The sequence below is a fragment of the Sphingomonas sp. Leaf10 genome, assembly GCF_001421245.1.
Lineage (GTDB): Bacteria > Pseudomonadota > Alphaproteobacteria > Sphingomonadales > Sphingomonadaceae > Sphingomonas.
In genome coordinates this window covers 81,519-95,447 of sequence record NZ_LMKE01000032.1, presented here as the reverse complement: position 1 = coordinate 95,447, position 13,929 = coordinate 81,519, and the positions used below count along the sequence as shown (strand labels likewise).

The following is a 13,929-nucleotide window of genomic DNA, read 5'->3' as shown; positions in this document are numbered from 1 at the left end:
ACACTCCCCGCTCCAAACCCCAAGGTCGAAGCACCAGCGAACCGGCGATAGAGAGACCGGAACCACATGACACCAACCTCTCGGTCAGTGCCAGGTCCCGGTTGAAGCAGAAGCGACCGTGTCGGCCACCGCTGCGGTGACACCCATCTAGGGGGAGGCGATTGGGAGGTCAACAGCTATTTTCGATTCGCGGGAACAAAATCTTTGAAAAGCGAATGCCGCGGTGTCTGGCGGCCCCTCCACGGCGCTTGTGCGGCCGGATTTACCGCCTAGTCTCCGCCGCATGACCCAGCTTCCCCGCACCGATCGCCGGACCGTCCTCAAGGGAGCCGCCGCCGGCCTTGCCGCAACAGCCCTGCCGGCATCGGCTACCGTCCCACCGACGTCGGCGACCACGGCCCTATGGTATCGGCAACCGGCTGATCTGTGGACCGAGGCGCTCCCCATCGGAAACGGCCGCCTGGGCGCGATGGTGTTCGGCGGGGTCGCGCGCGAGCGGTTGCAACTGAACGAAGCGACCTTGTGGAGCGGCGGCCCCTATGATCCGGTCAATCCGTCGGCACGGACGGCATTGCCGGAGGTTCGCGCGCTGATCGCGGCAGGTCGTTATGCCGAGGCGGAGAAGCTGGCGAACGCCAAGGTGATGGCGAAGCCGTTGACGCAGATGGCGTATCAGCCGCTTGGCGACCTGATCCTCGAATTGACCGGGGCAGGGGAGGCGAGCGAGTATCGCCGCTCGCTCGATCTGGAAACGGCGACGGCGGAAACGCAGTTCGTGCTCGGCGGCACGCGGTTTCGGCGCGACGTCTATGCCGCGTCCGATGACGATGTGATCGTGGTCCGGTTGCGTAGCGACAGACCCTTTAGCCTGTCGGTCGGCATGACGTCGCCGCAATCGGGCGTCGAGGTTTCGGCGACCGGCGGCGTGCTGACGATGACCGGCCGCAACGGCGCGCGGACCGGTATCGCGGGGGCGCTGCGGTTTGCGGCGCGGGCGCATGTTTCGGCCGGGCAGGGGCGGGTGACGGCGGGGAGCGACCGGATCGAGATCGCCGACGCACGAAGCGTGACCATCCTGCTGACCATGGCGACCAGCTTTCGCCGGTTCGACGATGTGGGTGGTGATCCCGAAGCGGCGACGCTGGACATGCTCGAACGGTCGCGGGCGAAAGGCGAGCCGAGGATTCGGCGACAGGCGCTGGCAGCACATCGCGCGCTGTTCGACCGGGTGAAGCTGGATCTTGGCGAGACCCCGGCGGCGCTGCGGCCGACCGACGGGCGCGTCGCAGCGGATCGGATGGGGGATGATCCGGCATTGGCGACGTTGTATTTCAACTATGGCCGCTATCTGCTGATCGCTTCGTCGCGCAAGGGCGGGCAACCGGCGAACCTGCAAGGCATCTGGAACGACAAGGTCGATCCGCCATGGCAGTCGAAATATACCGTCAATATCAATACCGAAATGAACTACTGGCCGGCCGAGGTCACCGGGCTATCGGAGTGCATGGCGCCGTTCGTGGCGATGATGCGCGAGCTGACGATCACCGGCGAGCGGACTGCGCGGACGATGTACGGCGCGCGCGGTTGGGTGTGCCACCACAATACCGACCTGTGGCGCGCGACCGCCCCGGTCGACGGCGCGCAATGGGGGTTGTGGCCGACCGGCGGTGCGTGGCTGTGCACGCATTTATGGGATCATTACGACTATGGCCGCGACCTCGATTTCCTGCGGTCGGTCTATCCGATTATGCGCGGCGCGGCGCTGTTCTTTCTCGACACGTTGCAGGTCGATCCGGCGACCGGCGGGCTGCTGACCAGCCCGTCGCTGTCGCCCGAGAATATCCATCCCAAGGGCGCGTCGATCTGCGCCGGACCGGCGATGGACAATCAGATCCTGCGCGACCTGTTCGATCAGGTCGGCCGCGCGGCGAAGCTGCTGAACACCGACGCCGCCTTCGCTGCCGAGATCGCCGCCGCCCGCGCGCGCCTCGCCCCCGACCGGATCGGTGCCGCCGGACAGTTGCAGGAATGGCGCGAGGATTGGGACATGGCCGCGCCCGAGCCGAAGCATCGCCACGTCTCGCACCTCTATGCGCTGTTCCCGAGCGACCAGATCAGTCCCGACCGCACGCCCGACCTCGCCGCCGCCGCGCGCCGGTCGCTGGAGTTGCGCGGCGACGAATCGACCGGTTGGGCGACGGCGTGGCGTGCGAATTTATGGGCGCGGCTGAAGGACGGCGACCATGCGCACCGCATCCTGGCCTATCTGCTGGGACCGGCGCGGACCTACCCCAATTTGTTCGATTCGCATCCGCCGTTCCAGATCGACGGCAATTTCGGTGGCACGCGCGCGATCGCCGAAATGCTGATGCAGAGCCGCGACGACGAACTGCTGCTGCTGCCGGCATTGCCGCGCGCCTGGGGCCGTGGGTCGATCACAGGCCTGCGCGCGCGCGGCGGGCTGGGGGTCGACCTGCGCTGGCGGGGCGGGCGGCTCGACGAAGCGGTGCTGCGGCCGAGTATCGCCGGGCGGCGGCAGGTCCGGCTGAACGACGTGACCGCCACCATCGACCTTACCCCCGGCCGCATCGTCCGCCTGCGCGGCGAGCGGCTGATTTCCGCCTAACCCTGGAGCTGGACGAATGAAGACCATCCTTGCCGCGCTCGCACTGCTGTCGCCCGCCATCGCTACCGCCCAGGTCGCAACACCGGCCCCTGCTGCCGTCGCTGGCGCCAAGCCGATCGCGGTCGAACGCATTACCGTCCATTCGCGCGCGGTCGAAGGCAATCTGGAAGGCAACAGCGCCGACCGCCACGTCATCGTCCTGCTCCCGCCCAGCTACAGGACATCGCCGAAGCGCCGCTATCCGGTGGTCTATGCCTTGCACGGCTATTCGATCGGCGCCGAACAATGGGCAAGCGAGATCCATGTCCCGCAAACGATCGAGGCCGCCTTTGCCAAGGGTGCGCGCGAGATGATCGTGGTGATGCCCGATACGAAGACGATGCATAATGGCAGCTTCTATTCGCGTTCCGCCACGGTCGGCGATTTCGAGAATTTCATCGCCCGCGATCTGGTCGCCCATGTCGATAGCCATTACCGCACCGTTGCCAACCGCGAAAGCCGCGGTCTCGCCGGACATTCGATGGGCGGATATGGCACGACGCGCATCGGCATGCTGCATCCCGACACGTTCGGTGCGATCTATATCATGAGCCCATGCTGCCTGCTCACCCGCGCGCTGGGCGTCACCGATGCCGAGCAGGAGAAGGTGTTCCGCGCGATGAAGTCGCCCGCCGACAGCGAAAAGCTGAACTGGGGACAGCGCGCGCAACTCGCCACCGCCGCTGCGTGGTCGCCCAATCCGAAGGCGCCGCCGCTCTATCTCGACCTGCCGATCAAGGACGGGGTGCCGCAGCCCGACGTGCTGGCCCGGTGGAACGCCAACACCCCGATCGCGATGTTCGACCAGCATGTGGGCGACCTGCGCCGTTACCGCGCGATCGGCCTCGACGTCGGCGACCGCGACGGGTTGAAGGACGGCGCCGAACAACTGCATGCCGCGATGGACCGCTATGGGATCAAGCATCGCTATCAGGTCTATTCGGGCGACCATACCAGCGGCGTCGCGACGCAGATGCAGACGGTGGTGATCCCGTTCTTTTCGGACGCGCTGGCCTTTCCGAAATAACGGCAGGGGACCCGAACGCCCTTCGACCGTTATGCGCGACGAAGGAGAGCCGCCATGTCCCGTTCCGTCCTCATCACCGGTGCCAGCGTCGCCGGCAATATCGTCGCATGGTGGCTCGGCCGGGCCGGGTTCGACGTCACCGTGGTCGAACGTGCCGACGAATTTCGTGACGGCGGTCAGAATATCGATGTGCGCGGACCGGGCCGCGAGGTGTTGCGGCGCATGGGACTGGAGCGGACCGCGCTCGACCAAGGCACCGGTGAGGAAGGAACCGCGTGGGTCGACGCCGATGGTAAGGTCGATGCCCAGTTCCTGACCGCCGATCAGGAAGAGGACGGCCCGACCGCCGAAATGGAAATCCTGCGCGGCGATCTGGCGCGGCTGCTCTACGAACCCTCCAGCGAACACGCTGCCTATCGCTTCGGCGATCATATCGCGACGATCGATCAGTCCGGCGATGGTGTGACGGTCGGCTTCGCGAGCGGCACGAACGGCCGCTATGACGCGGTGATCGTTGCCGAGGGGGTTGGATCGACGACCCGCGAACTGGTGTTTGCCGGCCAGAACGATCCGCGCTGGATGGATCTGACCATCGCCTATTTCACCATTCCGCGCACGGCCGACGACGACCGGTTGTGGCGATGGTACAACGCACCGGGCGGGCGCAGCGTGTCGCTCCGCCCCGATCGGCACGGTACGACCCGCGCGATGCTGTCGGTGCAGCAGCCGCCGGGCGGCGAACAGGATTGGGACGTCGCGAAGCAGAAGGCGTGGCTGCGCGAACGCTTCGCCGATGCCGGGTGGCAGGCACAGCGGGTGCTGGACGGCATGGACGACACCAACGATTTCTATTTCGACGTGCTGCGACAGGTGCGGATGCCACGCTGGTCGAACGGCCGGGTGGCGCTGACTGGCGATGCTGCTTGGTGCGCCACGCCGATCGCGGGCTATGGCACGACGTTGGCGGTGACCGGCGCGTACGTGCTGGCGCAGGAGCTGATCGCGCAGGCCGATGTCCCTGCCGCCTTCGCCGCATATGAACGACAGATGCGGCCGATGGTCGAGGATGCGCAGGGCGTGCCGAAGATCGCCCCGCGGCTGATGAACCCGCACAGCCGGATCGGCATCCGCCTGCTCCACGGTGCGCTCGATCTCGCGAGCCGTCCAGCGGTGCGCAAGCTGTCGGGCAGCCTGTTCGGCGGCGATACGCCCGAACCCGACCTTTCGCGCTACCTGCCCGAGGGTGAGCGACCGGTGGCCGAGCCGGCCGAGACCGGCCTGTCGCCGCTGCTGGCGCTCGGCATCGTCGGCGCGGTGCTGGGCGTGAGTGCGCTGGTCGGGCGGCGCAACGCGCCGGACCCGTCGCATCCCGGCATTCGCCGCTGGTATCGCCGGCTCGACAAGCCAGATTTCACCCCGCCCGACGCGGCATTCGGTGCGGTGTGGCCGGTGCTCGAAACGGGCCTTGCCGTCGGCGGCTACCGGCTGCTGCGCGAACCGGCCGGGCCGATGCGGAATGCGGCGGTGGGGGCGTGGCTGGTCAACAGCGCAATGGTCGGGAGTTGGACGCAATTGTTCTTCCGCGAACGGCAATTGGGGGCGAGCGCGGCGGCGTCGGGGGCGATGATCGCGACCGGCACCGCCTATGTGGTGACCGCCGCCAAGGTCGATCGCCCGGCGGCGGCGCTGGGCGTGCCGTTCGTCGCATGGCTGGGGTTCGCGACGCTGCTCGCGACGCGCATCTGGCAGGACAACAAGCGGTGAGCCGCTGGCCGCAGCCCGATCCGGTCGGTCCGGGGCAGGAGAGTGTCTGGGACTATCCGCGTCCCGCCATCGCCGAACCCAGCGACCGCCATGTCCGCATCGAGCATCGCGGGGTCATCGTCGCCGATACCCGCGCCGCGATCCGCACGCTCGAAACCAGCCACCCGCCCAGCTGGTACATCCCGCCCGGCGATATCGCCGTCGGCGTGCTGCAACGCTCAGTCCGCCGCTCGCTGTGCGAATGGAAGGGGCAGGCCGTCTATTGGCACCTCGTCATCGGCGACGACATGCTGCGCGACGTGGCGTGGAGCTATCCCGATCCGACGCCGGCCTTTGCGATGCTGCGTGACCATGTCGCCTTCTATGCCGGGCCGCTCGACCGGTGCAGCATCGACGGGCAGCGCGTCGTGCCGCAGCCGGGCGGCTTCTACGGTGGCTGGATCACCCCTGACTTGGCCGGGCCGTTCAAGGGCGTAGCCGGCAGCATGGGTTGGTGAGCGGCGGGGCGGGCGTCAGTGCGCCGCGCCCGGTCCCGCCACCCGCTGCGGCCGTGGTGCCAGCCAGATGATCAGCGCGGCGCCGGCAAAGATGATCGCCGATAACAGGAACATGTGGTTGATCGCCAGCGTGCTGCTTTCCTGTGTCACGGTCATCTCGATCGCCCCACGCACCTGATCGATCGAAAAGCCTTGCGCGGTCAGCGCCTGCTGCGTCGCATCGGTGTTGAGCCGCGACACCATCTCGCTGCGCGCCACGGTCATGTTGTTGGCATAGAGCGTCATCGACACCGACGTGCCGATCGCCCCGGCCATGGTCCGCAGGAAGCTCATGACGCCCGCCGCCGATGCCGTCTCCTTCGGATCGACCGCACCCAGCGCGATCGTGGTCAGCGGGATGAAGAAGAACGGCATGCCGAACCCCTGCAACATCTGCGGGAACGCCAGCGTCCAGAAATCGGAGCCGGTTGTCCATCCGACCCGCAACAGGTTGCACGCCGCGATCCAGAAGATGCCGAAACACACCAGCGCACGCGGATCGCGCGTCTTCAGCATCTTCGCGACGAACGGCGACATGATGACCGCCCCCATCCCGTTGAACGCGGTGGCATAGCCGGCATACGTCGAGGTGTAGCCGAGGCTCGCCTGCAACCATTGCGGGATCAGCACGACCGAGGCGAAGAAGGTACCGAACGCGAAGGACAACGCCGCAACCGCCACCGTAAAGCCCCGGTGCCGGAACACGCGCAGGTCGACGATCGGCTGCCGCTCGGTCAGCTCCCACACGACGAACACCGCCGCACCCACTGCCGCGACGATGGCAAGGACGATGATCGTCGGATCGGTGAACCAGTCATGTTCGCGCCCGATGTCGAGCATGATCTGCAGCGCCCCGATCCACAGAACGAGCAGCGCGAGGCCGATCTTGTCGACCTTCAGCTTCTCGCGCTTCGTCTCGGCGGGTTTGAGCAGGCGCAGCGCGCCGAACACGCAGAAGATCGCGACCGGAATGTTGATGAAGAAGATCCAGTGCCACGACCAGCTGTCGGAAATCGTGCCCCCGAGAATGGGGCCGAGGATCGGCGCAGTGACCGTGGTCATCGCCCACATCCCCATCGCCTGCCCATGTTGTTCCCTGGGAAAGATGCGCAGCAGCATCGTCTGCGTCAGCGGCATCAGCGGTCCGCCGCACAGCCCCTGACCGATCCGCGCGACAACGATCATCGCAAGGCTGGTCGACAGCCCGCACAGCACCGAGAAGATGCCGAAGCCGATCATCCCGAACACGAACGTCCGGACCGTCCCGAATCGCCCGGCCAGCCACCCGGTCAGCGGCACGCAGATCGCCTCCGCCACCGCGTAGGAGGTGATGATCCACGTCCCCTGACTGGTCGAAATGCCGAGCGACCCGGCGATATGCCCAACCGAGACGTTGGCGATGGTCGTGTCGAGCACCACCATGAAATTGGTCAGCGCCAGCACCAGCCCGGCGAACAACAGCTTCGGGCCGGTAAAGGGTTTGAAATCGTCGTGGCCGGTCATGCCGACTGCTCCCTACTGCTCCCCTACCTGACAAGGGAGGGGCGGGGGGTGGGTAGGTTTGGAGCGGACGGAACGCTCCCTCGCGGGCCGACCCACCCCCGCCCCCTCCCTTGTCAGGGAGGGGAGATCGACCGGACTACCGCCCCGAAACATCTACCTCGGCGGTCATCGACAGCCCGACCCTGAGCGGATGCGCCGCCAGTTCCTTCGGGTCCAACGCGACGCGCACCGGCAGGCGCTGCACGACCTTGATCCAGTTGCCGGTCGCGTTCTGCGCCGGGATCAGCGCGAAGGCCGAACCGGTGCCGCCCGAAAAACCGACCACCCGACCATGATATTCGACATCGTCGCCATACAGGTCGGAGGTGAGCTTCACCGGTTGGCCGGGCTTGACCTTGGTCAGCTGGCCTTCCTTGAAGTTCGCATCGACATAGGCGCTGTTCACCGGCACGATCCGCATCATCGTCGTACCCGCCGCGACGCGCTGTCCGACCTGAATGGTGCGGTTGGCGACGACGCCGTCGATCGGCGCGCGGATGACGGTACGATCGAGGTCCAGTTGCGCCTGCCGCACCCGCGCCTCCGCCGCCAGCACGTCGGGCGCGGTGTTCGACGTCGCGCCTTGGATCAGCGCCTGATTGGCGGCCAGATTGCCAGCCGCCGCAACCCGCTGCGACGCGGCCTCGGCCACCGCCGCCCGCGCCTGTTCCAGCTCCGCCCGTGCCGCCGCCAGCGCATTGGTCGCCTGGGTCAGTTCGTCGCCCGACACCGCGCCATTGGGGGCCAGTTTCTGCCGCCGGTTGAAATCGACCTGCGCCTTGTCGAATGACGCCTGTGCCGATGCCAGTTGCGCGCGGGCGCTGGTCACTTCGGCGCCCTTCGCCTGCACCTGCGCCGACAATGCGCCGCTGGTCGCCGATGTCTGCCCGAATTCGCGCCGCGCCTTGGCCAGATCGGCCTGCGCACTGGCGAGCGCGATCCGCGCGTCGCTGTCGTCGAGGCGGACCAGCACGTCGCCGCGCTTCACGCCCTGCGTTTCCGATGCGCCGATCGCGATCACCTGTCCGGCGACCATCGGCGTGATCTGCGCGGTTTCGGCGCCGACATAGGCATTGTCGGTCTCGACATAGTTGCTGCCGACCAGCGCATACCAGCCACCATAGCCCGCGCCGCCCAGCAGCACGACGGCGGCGATGCCCGCCAGCAGTTTCTTGCGCTTGGACGGGGCAGGGGTGTCGGCCGCCGCCTTCGCATCGGCGAAGCTGCGGTCGGCGGGATCGGCATCAGCCATGGGTCACATCCTTGTTCTGCTGTGCGGTCGCCGGGGCGGTGAACCCGCCGCCCAGCGCGCGGACCAGCGCTATGTCGAGGGTAAAGGCACGCGATTGCAGATCGGCGACGATCCGCCGCGCCTGCAACACCCGATCCTGCGCGACCAGCACGTCGGTGAAACGCGACAGCCCGCCTTCGAAGCGTTGCCGCGCGATATCATATCCGGCCTGCGCATCGGCGAGCGATTGCTGCGATTCGGTCAGGCGGGTGGTCAGCGCGCGCTGGCTGACCACTACATCGGCGACCGCGCGATAGGCGTCGGTGACGGTCCGGTCGTAATCGGCGACCGCCGCATCGAACGTACCGCGCGCGACACGGTAGCGCCCCTGCAACTCGCCGCCGCGAAAGATCGGCAGACTGAACGCCGGACCGACGCTGCCCGCGGTCGATCCGCCGTTGATGAGGTTGCTCAGCCCCAGGGACTGGAGGCCGAACACCGCCGACAGGTTGAACGACGGGTAGAAATCGGCCCGCGCGACCTTGATCCGGTTCGCCTCCGCCTCCACCCGGGTCCGTGCCGCGACGATATCGGGCCGGCGCGCGACCAATTCGGTGGTGACGCCGACCGGCAGTCCGCGCGCGGCGATGGTCGCGGCGGGCGGGGCGATCGCCAGCCCCCGATCCGGTCCCTTGCCGAGCAACGCGGCAATGCGGTTGCGGGTCAGCGCGATCGCCTCATCGGTCGCCGCCAGATCGGCACGCGCCGCCGGCACCGCCGATTCCGCCTGCTTCAATTCGGCCCGCGTATCCAGCCCGCCGGTCACCCGGTCGGCGGTCAGCTTCGCCGTCTGCTGCCGCACGTCGAGCGCCGCCTGTGCCACCGCGCGTTCGGCGAACAGCCGCGCCAGATCGGCATAGGCATCCGCAATATTGGTCGACAGCGTCAGCTGTGTCTGCGCGAGGTCGAGCCGCGCCGCCTCCGTATCCGACCGCGCCGCTGCATAGGCCGCGCGATTGCGCCCCCACAGGTCGAGGTCGAAGCCGAGTTCGCCTTGCACCCGCCCGGTATCGTTCCAGCCCTGCGGCACGAAATCGGCGGGGATGCCGTTATTGTAGCTCTGCTTGGTCAGGCCGACACTGCCGGTCGCGCCCAGCGTCGGCAGCCGCGCCGCGCCGGCCTGCTGCGCATAGCCCTCGGCCTGCGCGATCCGTGCGGTCGCGGCGGCTAGGTCGGGCGATCCGGCAAGGCCCTCCGCGATCAATGCGTCGAGCTGCGCATCGCCATAGCCCTGCCACCAATTCTGCGCCGGCCATGCGGCGTCACCGGTCGCGGCAAGGCTGCGATCGGCGGCGAAGCTGGCGGGCGCACGGGGCGTCGGCGCATCGGCCAGATGCGGCACGCTCGCACAGGCGGACAGGAACAGGACCGCAAGCGGCGCCAGGGGGCGGGCCTGCCGAAGAATCGGGCGTATCATGGCGAAAACCGTACTAGTGGGTACGCTTTGCCCCATGATCCCGCCGCTTGCGCCTGTCAACGGTTTTCTGTACCCAGCGGTACAGTTTATGACGGATACCGAAGAACCGACCCTCGGCAAGCGCGAAGCCCGCAAACAGGATCGCCGCAATGCGATCGTCGCCGCCGCGCGCCGGTCGTTCCTCGAGGACGGCTATGCCGCGACGTCGATGTCGGGCCTGCTCAAGACGCTGGGCGGGTCGAAGGCGACGTTGTGGAGCTATTTCCGGTCGAAGGAGGAATTGTTCGCCGCGGTGATCGCCGACGTTACCGCCGCCTTCCGCCAGCAGGTGACCGGCGAGTTGCTGACGCCCGGCGGAATGGAGGCGACCTTCGTCAATTTCTGCCGCGTGTTCATGAACAAGACCGCGCACCCCGACGCGGTCGCGGCATGGCGTCTGGTGGTGGGCGAAAGCGGACGCTTTCCCGAGGTCGGGCAGATTTTCTACGACCAAGCCGCACGCCATATAGAACGCGCGCTCGCCACCTATATCGCCGAACAGATCGCGGCTGGCCGGCTGCGCGACGAAGGGGCGACCGACATGGCACGCGTGCTGATCGGCATGAGCGGCGCGCAGCAGAACCGCCGGCTATGGGGCGTCGAGTCCGCGCCGGCCGACGGCATGGAGGCAGAGGCGCGGCGCTTCGCCGGCTACTTCCTGCGGCTGTTCGCCACCCCCTGACGCCGTTCGTCGCGCGGGCGAGTCAATTCGACTCATGCCGGTGGATCGGCGCGAATCGGCGACTCATCGTCGCGCGCATGAAACGGACGATATGGCATCGCTGCGGCCATGCGCAGCAACACGAGATCTTCGGTGGCACCGCCGCCGATTGCACCCGCAGCGAACGTCGGCTGGAGCGGCAACGTTGCGCCGATTGCAGGGTGGTCGCGCGCGAAGCGGAGGCGGCGGCCCACCGCGCGGCGATCGCCGGACACGCGCTGCCGCCGCTGACCGGCAGCGCGCGGCAGGTGGCATGGGCCGACACGATCCGTGCCGAACGCCTCGCTAGGCTGCTGCGATCGCACCCGACGTGCATCGACGACCTCGCCACGCGGGTCGATGCGAAATGGTGGATCGATCACCGGCAGGCACCCGACGACGCGCTGCTGCGGTCGACCATTTTGGCCTGACCGATCGCGACGCCATCACCACGATATAAAGATATCTTTATATGATGGTTGACAGCATCGGCCCGATGCTGTTGAACGGCAATGTCGAGGTTCCCCATCCCAGGCGTGGCGATGGGGCTAAGACGGGAAGCCGGTGGTGCCCTTCGGGGCAGAATCCGGCGCTGCCCCCGCAACTGTAAGCGGCGAGTGGCGGCTCCATTTCGTGTCACTGGGTTCCCGCAAGGAACCTGGGAAGGCCGGAGCCACCGCGTCGACCCGTGAGCCAGGAGACCTGCCTTTCGACGCCATAACGTTCCTCGGACGGGGGTTCCTCCGGTGGATCGCGCTTGATGCGTGCGGTCCGTGGCTCGATGCCGTCCGGGCCAACCTATGCCTTGCGCGCTTTCGCCTGACCTCCCGCCCGCAAAGCTTGGGTGAGTCATGACGAATAGCGGGTTCACATTCTCGATCGGCAATATCCCGTTCGACGAGGATTATCGTCCGGCCGACAATACGCGCATCACCACCAACTTCGCCAATCTCGCGCGGGGCACCAGCCGGCGGGAAAACCTCCGCAACACGCTGGCGATGATCGACCATCGCTTCAACGCGCTGATGCACTGGGATAATCCCATGGGGGATCGCTACGCGCTGGCGCTGACGATCGTCTCGGCCGCGCTGACGCTTGGCGACGGTGCCGATGACGAAGCCTTTCCGCTGATCGAAATCCTGCACACCACCGTCACCGACCGGACCAGCGGGGAGCGGTCCGACGGCATGATCGGCAACAACTTCTCCTCCTATGTGCGCGACTATGACTTCAGCGTCGTCCTGCCCGACCATGTGAAGGCCGGGGGTGGCGGCGCGCCGGAGGGCTTCGGCGATCTGCACGGCAATCTCTTCAAGCATTTCCTGAAGTCGAGCGCCTACCGCGACAATTTCCGCAAACCGCCGGTCATCTGCCTCAGCGTATCGAGCAGGGAGATGTATCACCGGACCGCCAATGTGCATCCGATCCTGGGCGTCGAATACCGCAACGACAATTTCTCGCCGACCGACCGGTATTTCGCGAAGATGGGCATGAAGGTCCGCTACTTCATGCCGCCGCACAGCGTCGCGCCGTTCGCCTTCTACCATATTGGCGATCTGGTCAGCGACTATACCAACCTCGAACTCGCCAGCACGATCGCGACGATGGAAACCTTCCAGAAGATCTACCGTCCCGAAATCTACAACGCCAATTCGGTGGCGGCAGAACAGTATCGGCCGAGCCTGACCTATCAGGACTATTCGCTCACCCGCATCGTCTATGATCGCGAGGAGCGCAGCCGCCTCGCCGCCCAGCAGGGCAGGTTCACCGAAGAGCATTTCATCAAGCCGCACGGCGCCGCGCTTCAGCGCTGGTCCGCGACCTGCGGCCTCTGATCCCTATGACGCAAAGGAATCCATCATGACGACATTGTTGCCGACGACGACCGCGGGCAGCCTGCCCAAGCCATCCTGGCTCGCCCAGCCCGAGACGCTTTGGTCGCCGTGGAAGCTGGAGGGCGCGGAGCTGATCGCGGGCAAGCAGGACGCGTTGCGACTGGCGGTCGATGATCAGCGGCAGGCCGGCATCGACATCCTCGGCGACGGCGAGCAGACCCGCCAGCATTTCGTCACGACCTTCATCGAGCATCTGGACGGCGTCGATTTCGAGAAGCGCGAGACGGTGCGCATCCGCAACCGCTATGACGCCAGCGTCCCGACCGTCGTTGGTGCGGTAACACGCCCCAGCTCCGTCTTCGTCGACGATGCCCGGTTCCTGCGCGCGCAGACCGATCGGCCGATCAAATGGACGCTGCCGGGGCCGATGACGATGATCGATACCCTCTACGACGCCCATTACCGCAGCCGCGAGAAGCTGGCATGGGAGTTCGCCCGCATCCTGAACGAGGAAGCGCGCGAGCTGGAAGCGGTCGGGGTCGACATCATCCAGTTCGACGAACCCGCCTTCAACGTGTTTTTCGACGAGGCGAACGACTGGGGCATCGCCACGCTGGAGCGCGCGGCGGAAGGGCTGAAGGCCGAGACCGCCGTCCACATCTGCTACGGCTATGGCATCAAGGCCAATACCGACTGGAAGAAGACGCTGGGTGCCGAGTGGCGGCAATATGAGCAGACCTTCCCCAATCTTCAAAAATCGACGATCGATATCGTCTCGCTCGAATGTCAGAATTCGCGCGTGCCGATGGATCTGATCGAACTGATCCGCGGCAAGAAGGTCATGGTCGGCGCGATCGACGTCGCGACCGATCGTGTAGAGACGCCGGAGCAGGTCGCCGACACGCTGCGCAACGCGCTGCGCTTCGTCGATGCCGACAAACTCTATCCCGCCACCAATTGCGGCATGGCACCCCTGTCGCGGCAGGTAGCGCAGGGCAAGCTGAAGGCACTGGCCGCTGGCGCCGAGATCGTCCGCAACGAACTGGCGGCCTGAGCGGCGGCGCTCCTTCCAGGCCGGATCGACATTCACGCGAAACGCGACGAAATTGCTCC

At 66.7% G+C, this 13,929-nt stretch carries 11 protein-coding genes and 1 riboswitch; of the genes, 8 read left to right on the top strand and 3 right to left on the bottom strand.

Annotated features, from left to right (window positions below; translation table 11 throughout):
- The first annotated feature begins 283 nt into the window (after window positions 1–283).
- Genes ASE59_RS16665 through ASE59_RS16650 form a run of 4 tightly spaced genes read left to right on the top strand, consistent with a single transcriptional unit; the run spans window position 284 to window position 5,953 of the window.
- Window positions 284–2,626 (top strand): glycosyl hydrolase family 95 catalytic domain-containing protein, encoded by a 2,343-nt coding sequence (locus ASE59_RS16665; protein WP_056458934.1) that lies wholly within the window; start codon window positions 284–286, stop codon window positions 2,624–2,626.
- Between the two features lie 16 nt (window positions 2,627–2,642).
- Complete coding sequence (locus ASE59_RS16660) at window positions 2,643–3,692, top strand: alpha/beta hydrolase (protein WP_056458931.1); 1,050 nt, start codon at window positions 2,643–2,645, stop codon at window positions 3,690–3,692.
- Window positions 3,693–3,746: 54 nt separating this feature from the next.
- Window positions 3,747–5,456 (top strand): tryptophan-rich sensory protein, encoded by a 1,710-nt coding sequence (locus tag ASE59_RS16655; protein WP_082458526.1) that lies wholly within the window; start codon window positions 3,747–3,749, stop codon window positions 5,454–5,456.
- Window positions 5,453–5,953 (top strand): DUF427 domain-containing protein, encoded by a 501-nt coding sequence (locus ASE59_RS16650; protein WP_056458928.1) that lies wholly within the window; start codon window positions 5,453–5,455, stop codon window positions 5,951–5,953. The genes ASE59_RS16655 and ASE59_RS16650 overlap by 4 nt, the downstream gene beginning before the upstream one ends.
- Before the next feature lie 15 nt (window positions 5,954–5,968).
- On the opposite strand, the gene ASE59_RS16645 is transcribed toward ASE59_RS16650, so the two are convergent.
- The 3 genes from ASE59_RS16645 to ASE59_RS16635 form a co-directional block, all read right to left on the bottom strand.
- On the bottom strand, window positions 5,969–7,495 hold the full coding sequence (locus tag ASE59_RS16645; RefSeq protein WP_056458925.1) for a DHA2 family efflux MFS transporter permease subunit: 1,527 nt from the start codon (window positions 7,493–7,495) through the stop codon (window positions 5,969–5,971).
- A 136-nt stretch (window positions 7,496–7,631) separates the two neighbouring features.
- Window positions 7,632–8,786, bottom strand: coding sequence for an HlyD family efflux transporter periplasmic adaptor subunit (locus ASE59_RS16640; RefSeq protein ID WP_056458922.1), 1,155 nt, complete (start codon window positions 8,784–8,786; stop codon window positions 7,632–7,634).
- On the bottom strand, window positions 8,779–10,242 hold the full coding sequence (locus ASE59_RS16635) for an efflux transporter outer membrane subunit (protein ID WP_056458919.1): 1,464 nt from the start codon (window positions 10,240–10,242) through the stop codon (window positions 8,779–8,781). The genes ASE59_RS16640 and ASE59_RS16635 overlap by 8 nt, the downstream gene beginning before the upstream one ends.
- Window positions 10,243–10,330: 88 nt before the next feature.
- Between ASE59_RS16635 and ASE59_RS16630 the strand changes: the two genes are divergently transcribed.
- From ASE59_RS16630 to ASE59_RS16615, 4 genes are all read left to right on the top strand, one after another.
- Entirely contained in the window at window positions 10,331–10,963 is a 633-nt protein-coding gene (locus ASE59_RS16630; RefSeq protein WP_162235334.1) for a TetR/AcrR family transcriptional regulator, read from the top strand.
- A 77-nt stretch (window positions 10,964–11,040) separates the two neighbouring features.
- Window positions 11,041–11,412: a hypothetical protein gene (locus tag ASE59_RS16625; protein ID WP_156360140.1), complete on the top strand. Its 372-nt coding sequence runs from the start codon at window positions 11,041–11,043 to the stop codon at window positions 11,410–11,412.
- A 70-nt stretch (window positions 11,413–11,482) separates the two neighbouring features.
- Window positions 11,483–11,706: riboswitch (cobalamin riboswitch) on the top strand.
- 126 nt (window positions 11,707–11,832) lie between these two features.
- Window positions 11,833–12,816 carry a putative oxygenase MesX gene (locus ASE59_RS16620; protein WP_056458913.1) on the top strand — a complete coding sequence of 328 codons (984 nt, stop codon included), beginning with the start codon at window positions 11,833–11,835 and terminating at the stop codon, window positions 12,814–12,816.
- Between the two features lie 25 nt (window positions 12,817–12,841).
- Window positions 12,842–13,870 carry a methionine synthase gene (locus ASE59_RS16615; RefSeq protein ID WP_200913327.1) on the top strand — a complete coding sequence of 343 codons (1,029 nt, stop codon included), beginning with the start codon at window positions 12,842–12,844 and terminating at the stop codon, window positions 13,868–13,870.
- Window positions 13,871–13,929: the final 59 nt, after the last annotated feature.

Bases quoted from the DNA above. Each gene is read 5' to 3' on its own strand.
- ASE59_RS16665 (WP_056458934.1), top strand. From the start codon at position 284: ATGACCCAGCTTCCCCGCACCGATCGCCGGACCGTCCTCAAGGGAGCC.
- ASE59_RS16660 (WP_056458931.1), top strand. From the start codon at position 2,643: ATGAAGACCATCCTTGCCGCGCTCGCACTGCTGTCGCCCGCCATCGCT.
- ASE59_RS16655 (WP_082458526.1), top strand. From the start codon at position 3,747: ATGTCCCGTTCCGTCCTCATCACCGGTGCCAGCGTCGCCGGCAATATC.
- ASE59_RS16645 (WP_056458925.1), bottom strand. From the start codon at position 7,495: ATGACCGGCCACGACGATTTCAAACCCTTTACCGGCCCGAAGCTGTTG.
- ASE59_RS16640 (WP_056458922.1), bottom strand. From the start codon at position 8,786: ATGGCTGATGCCGATCCCGCCGACCGCAGCTTCGCCGATGCGAAGGCG.
- ASE59_RS16635 (WP_056458919.1), bottom strand. From the start codon at position 10,242: ATGATACGCCCGATTCTTCGGCAGGCCCGCCCCCTGGCGCCGCTTGCG.
- ASE59_RS16630 (WP_162235334.1), top strand. From the start codon at position 10,331: ATGACGGATACCGAAGAACCGACCCTCGGCAAGCGCGAAGCCCGCAAA.
- ASE59_RS16625 (WP_156360140.1), top strand. From the start codon at position 11,041: ATGAAACGGACGATATGGCATCGCTGCGGCCATGCGCAGCAACACGAG.
- ASE59_RS16620 (WP_056458913.1), top strand. From the start codon at position 11,833: ATGACGAATAGCGGGTTCACATTCTCGATCGGCAATATCCCGTTCGAC.
- ASE59_RS16615 (WP_200913327.1), top strand. From the start codon at position 12,842: ATGACGACATTGTTGCCGACGACGACCGCGGGCAGCCTGCCCAAGCCA.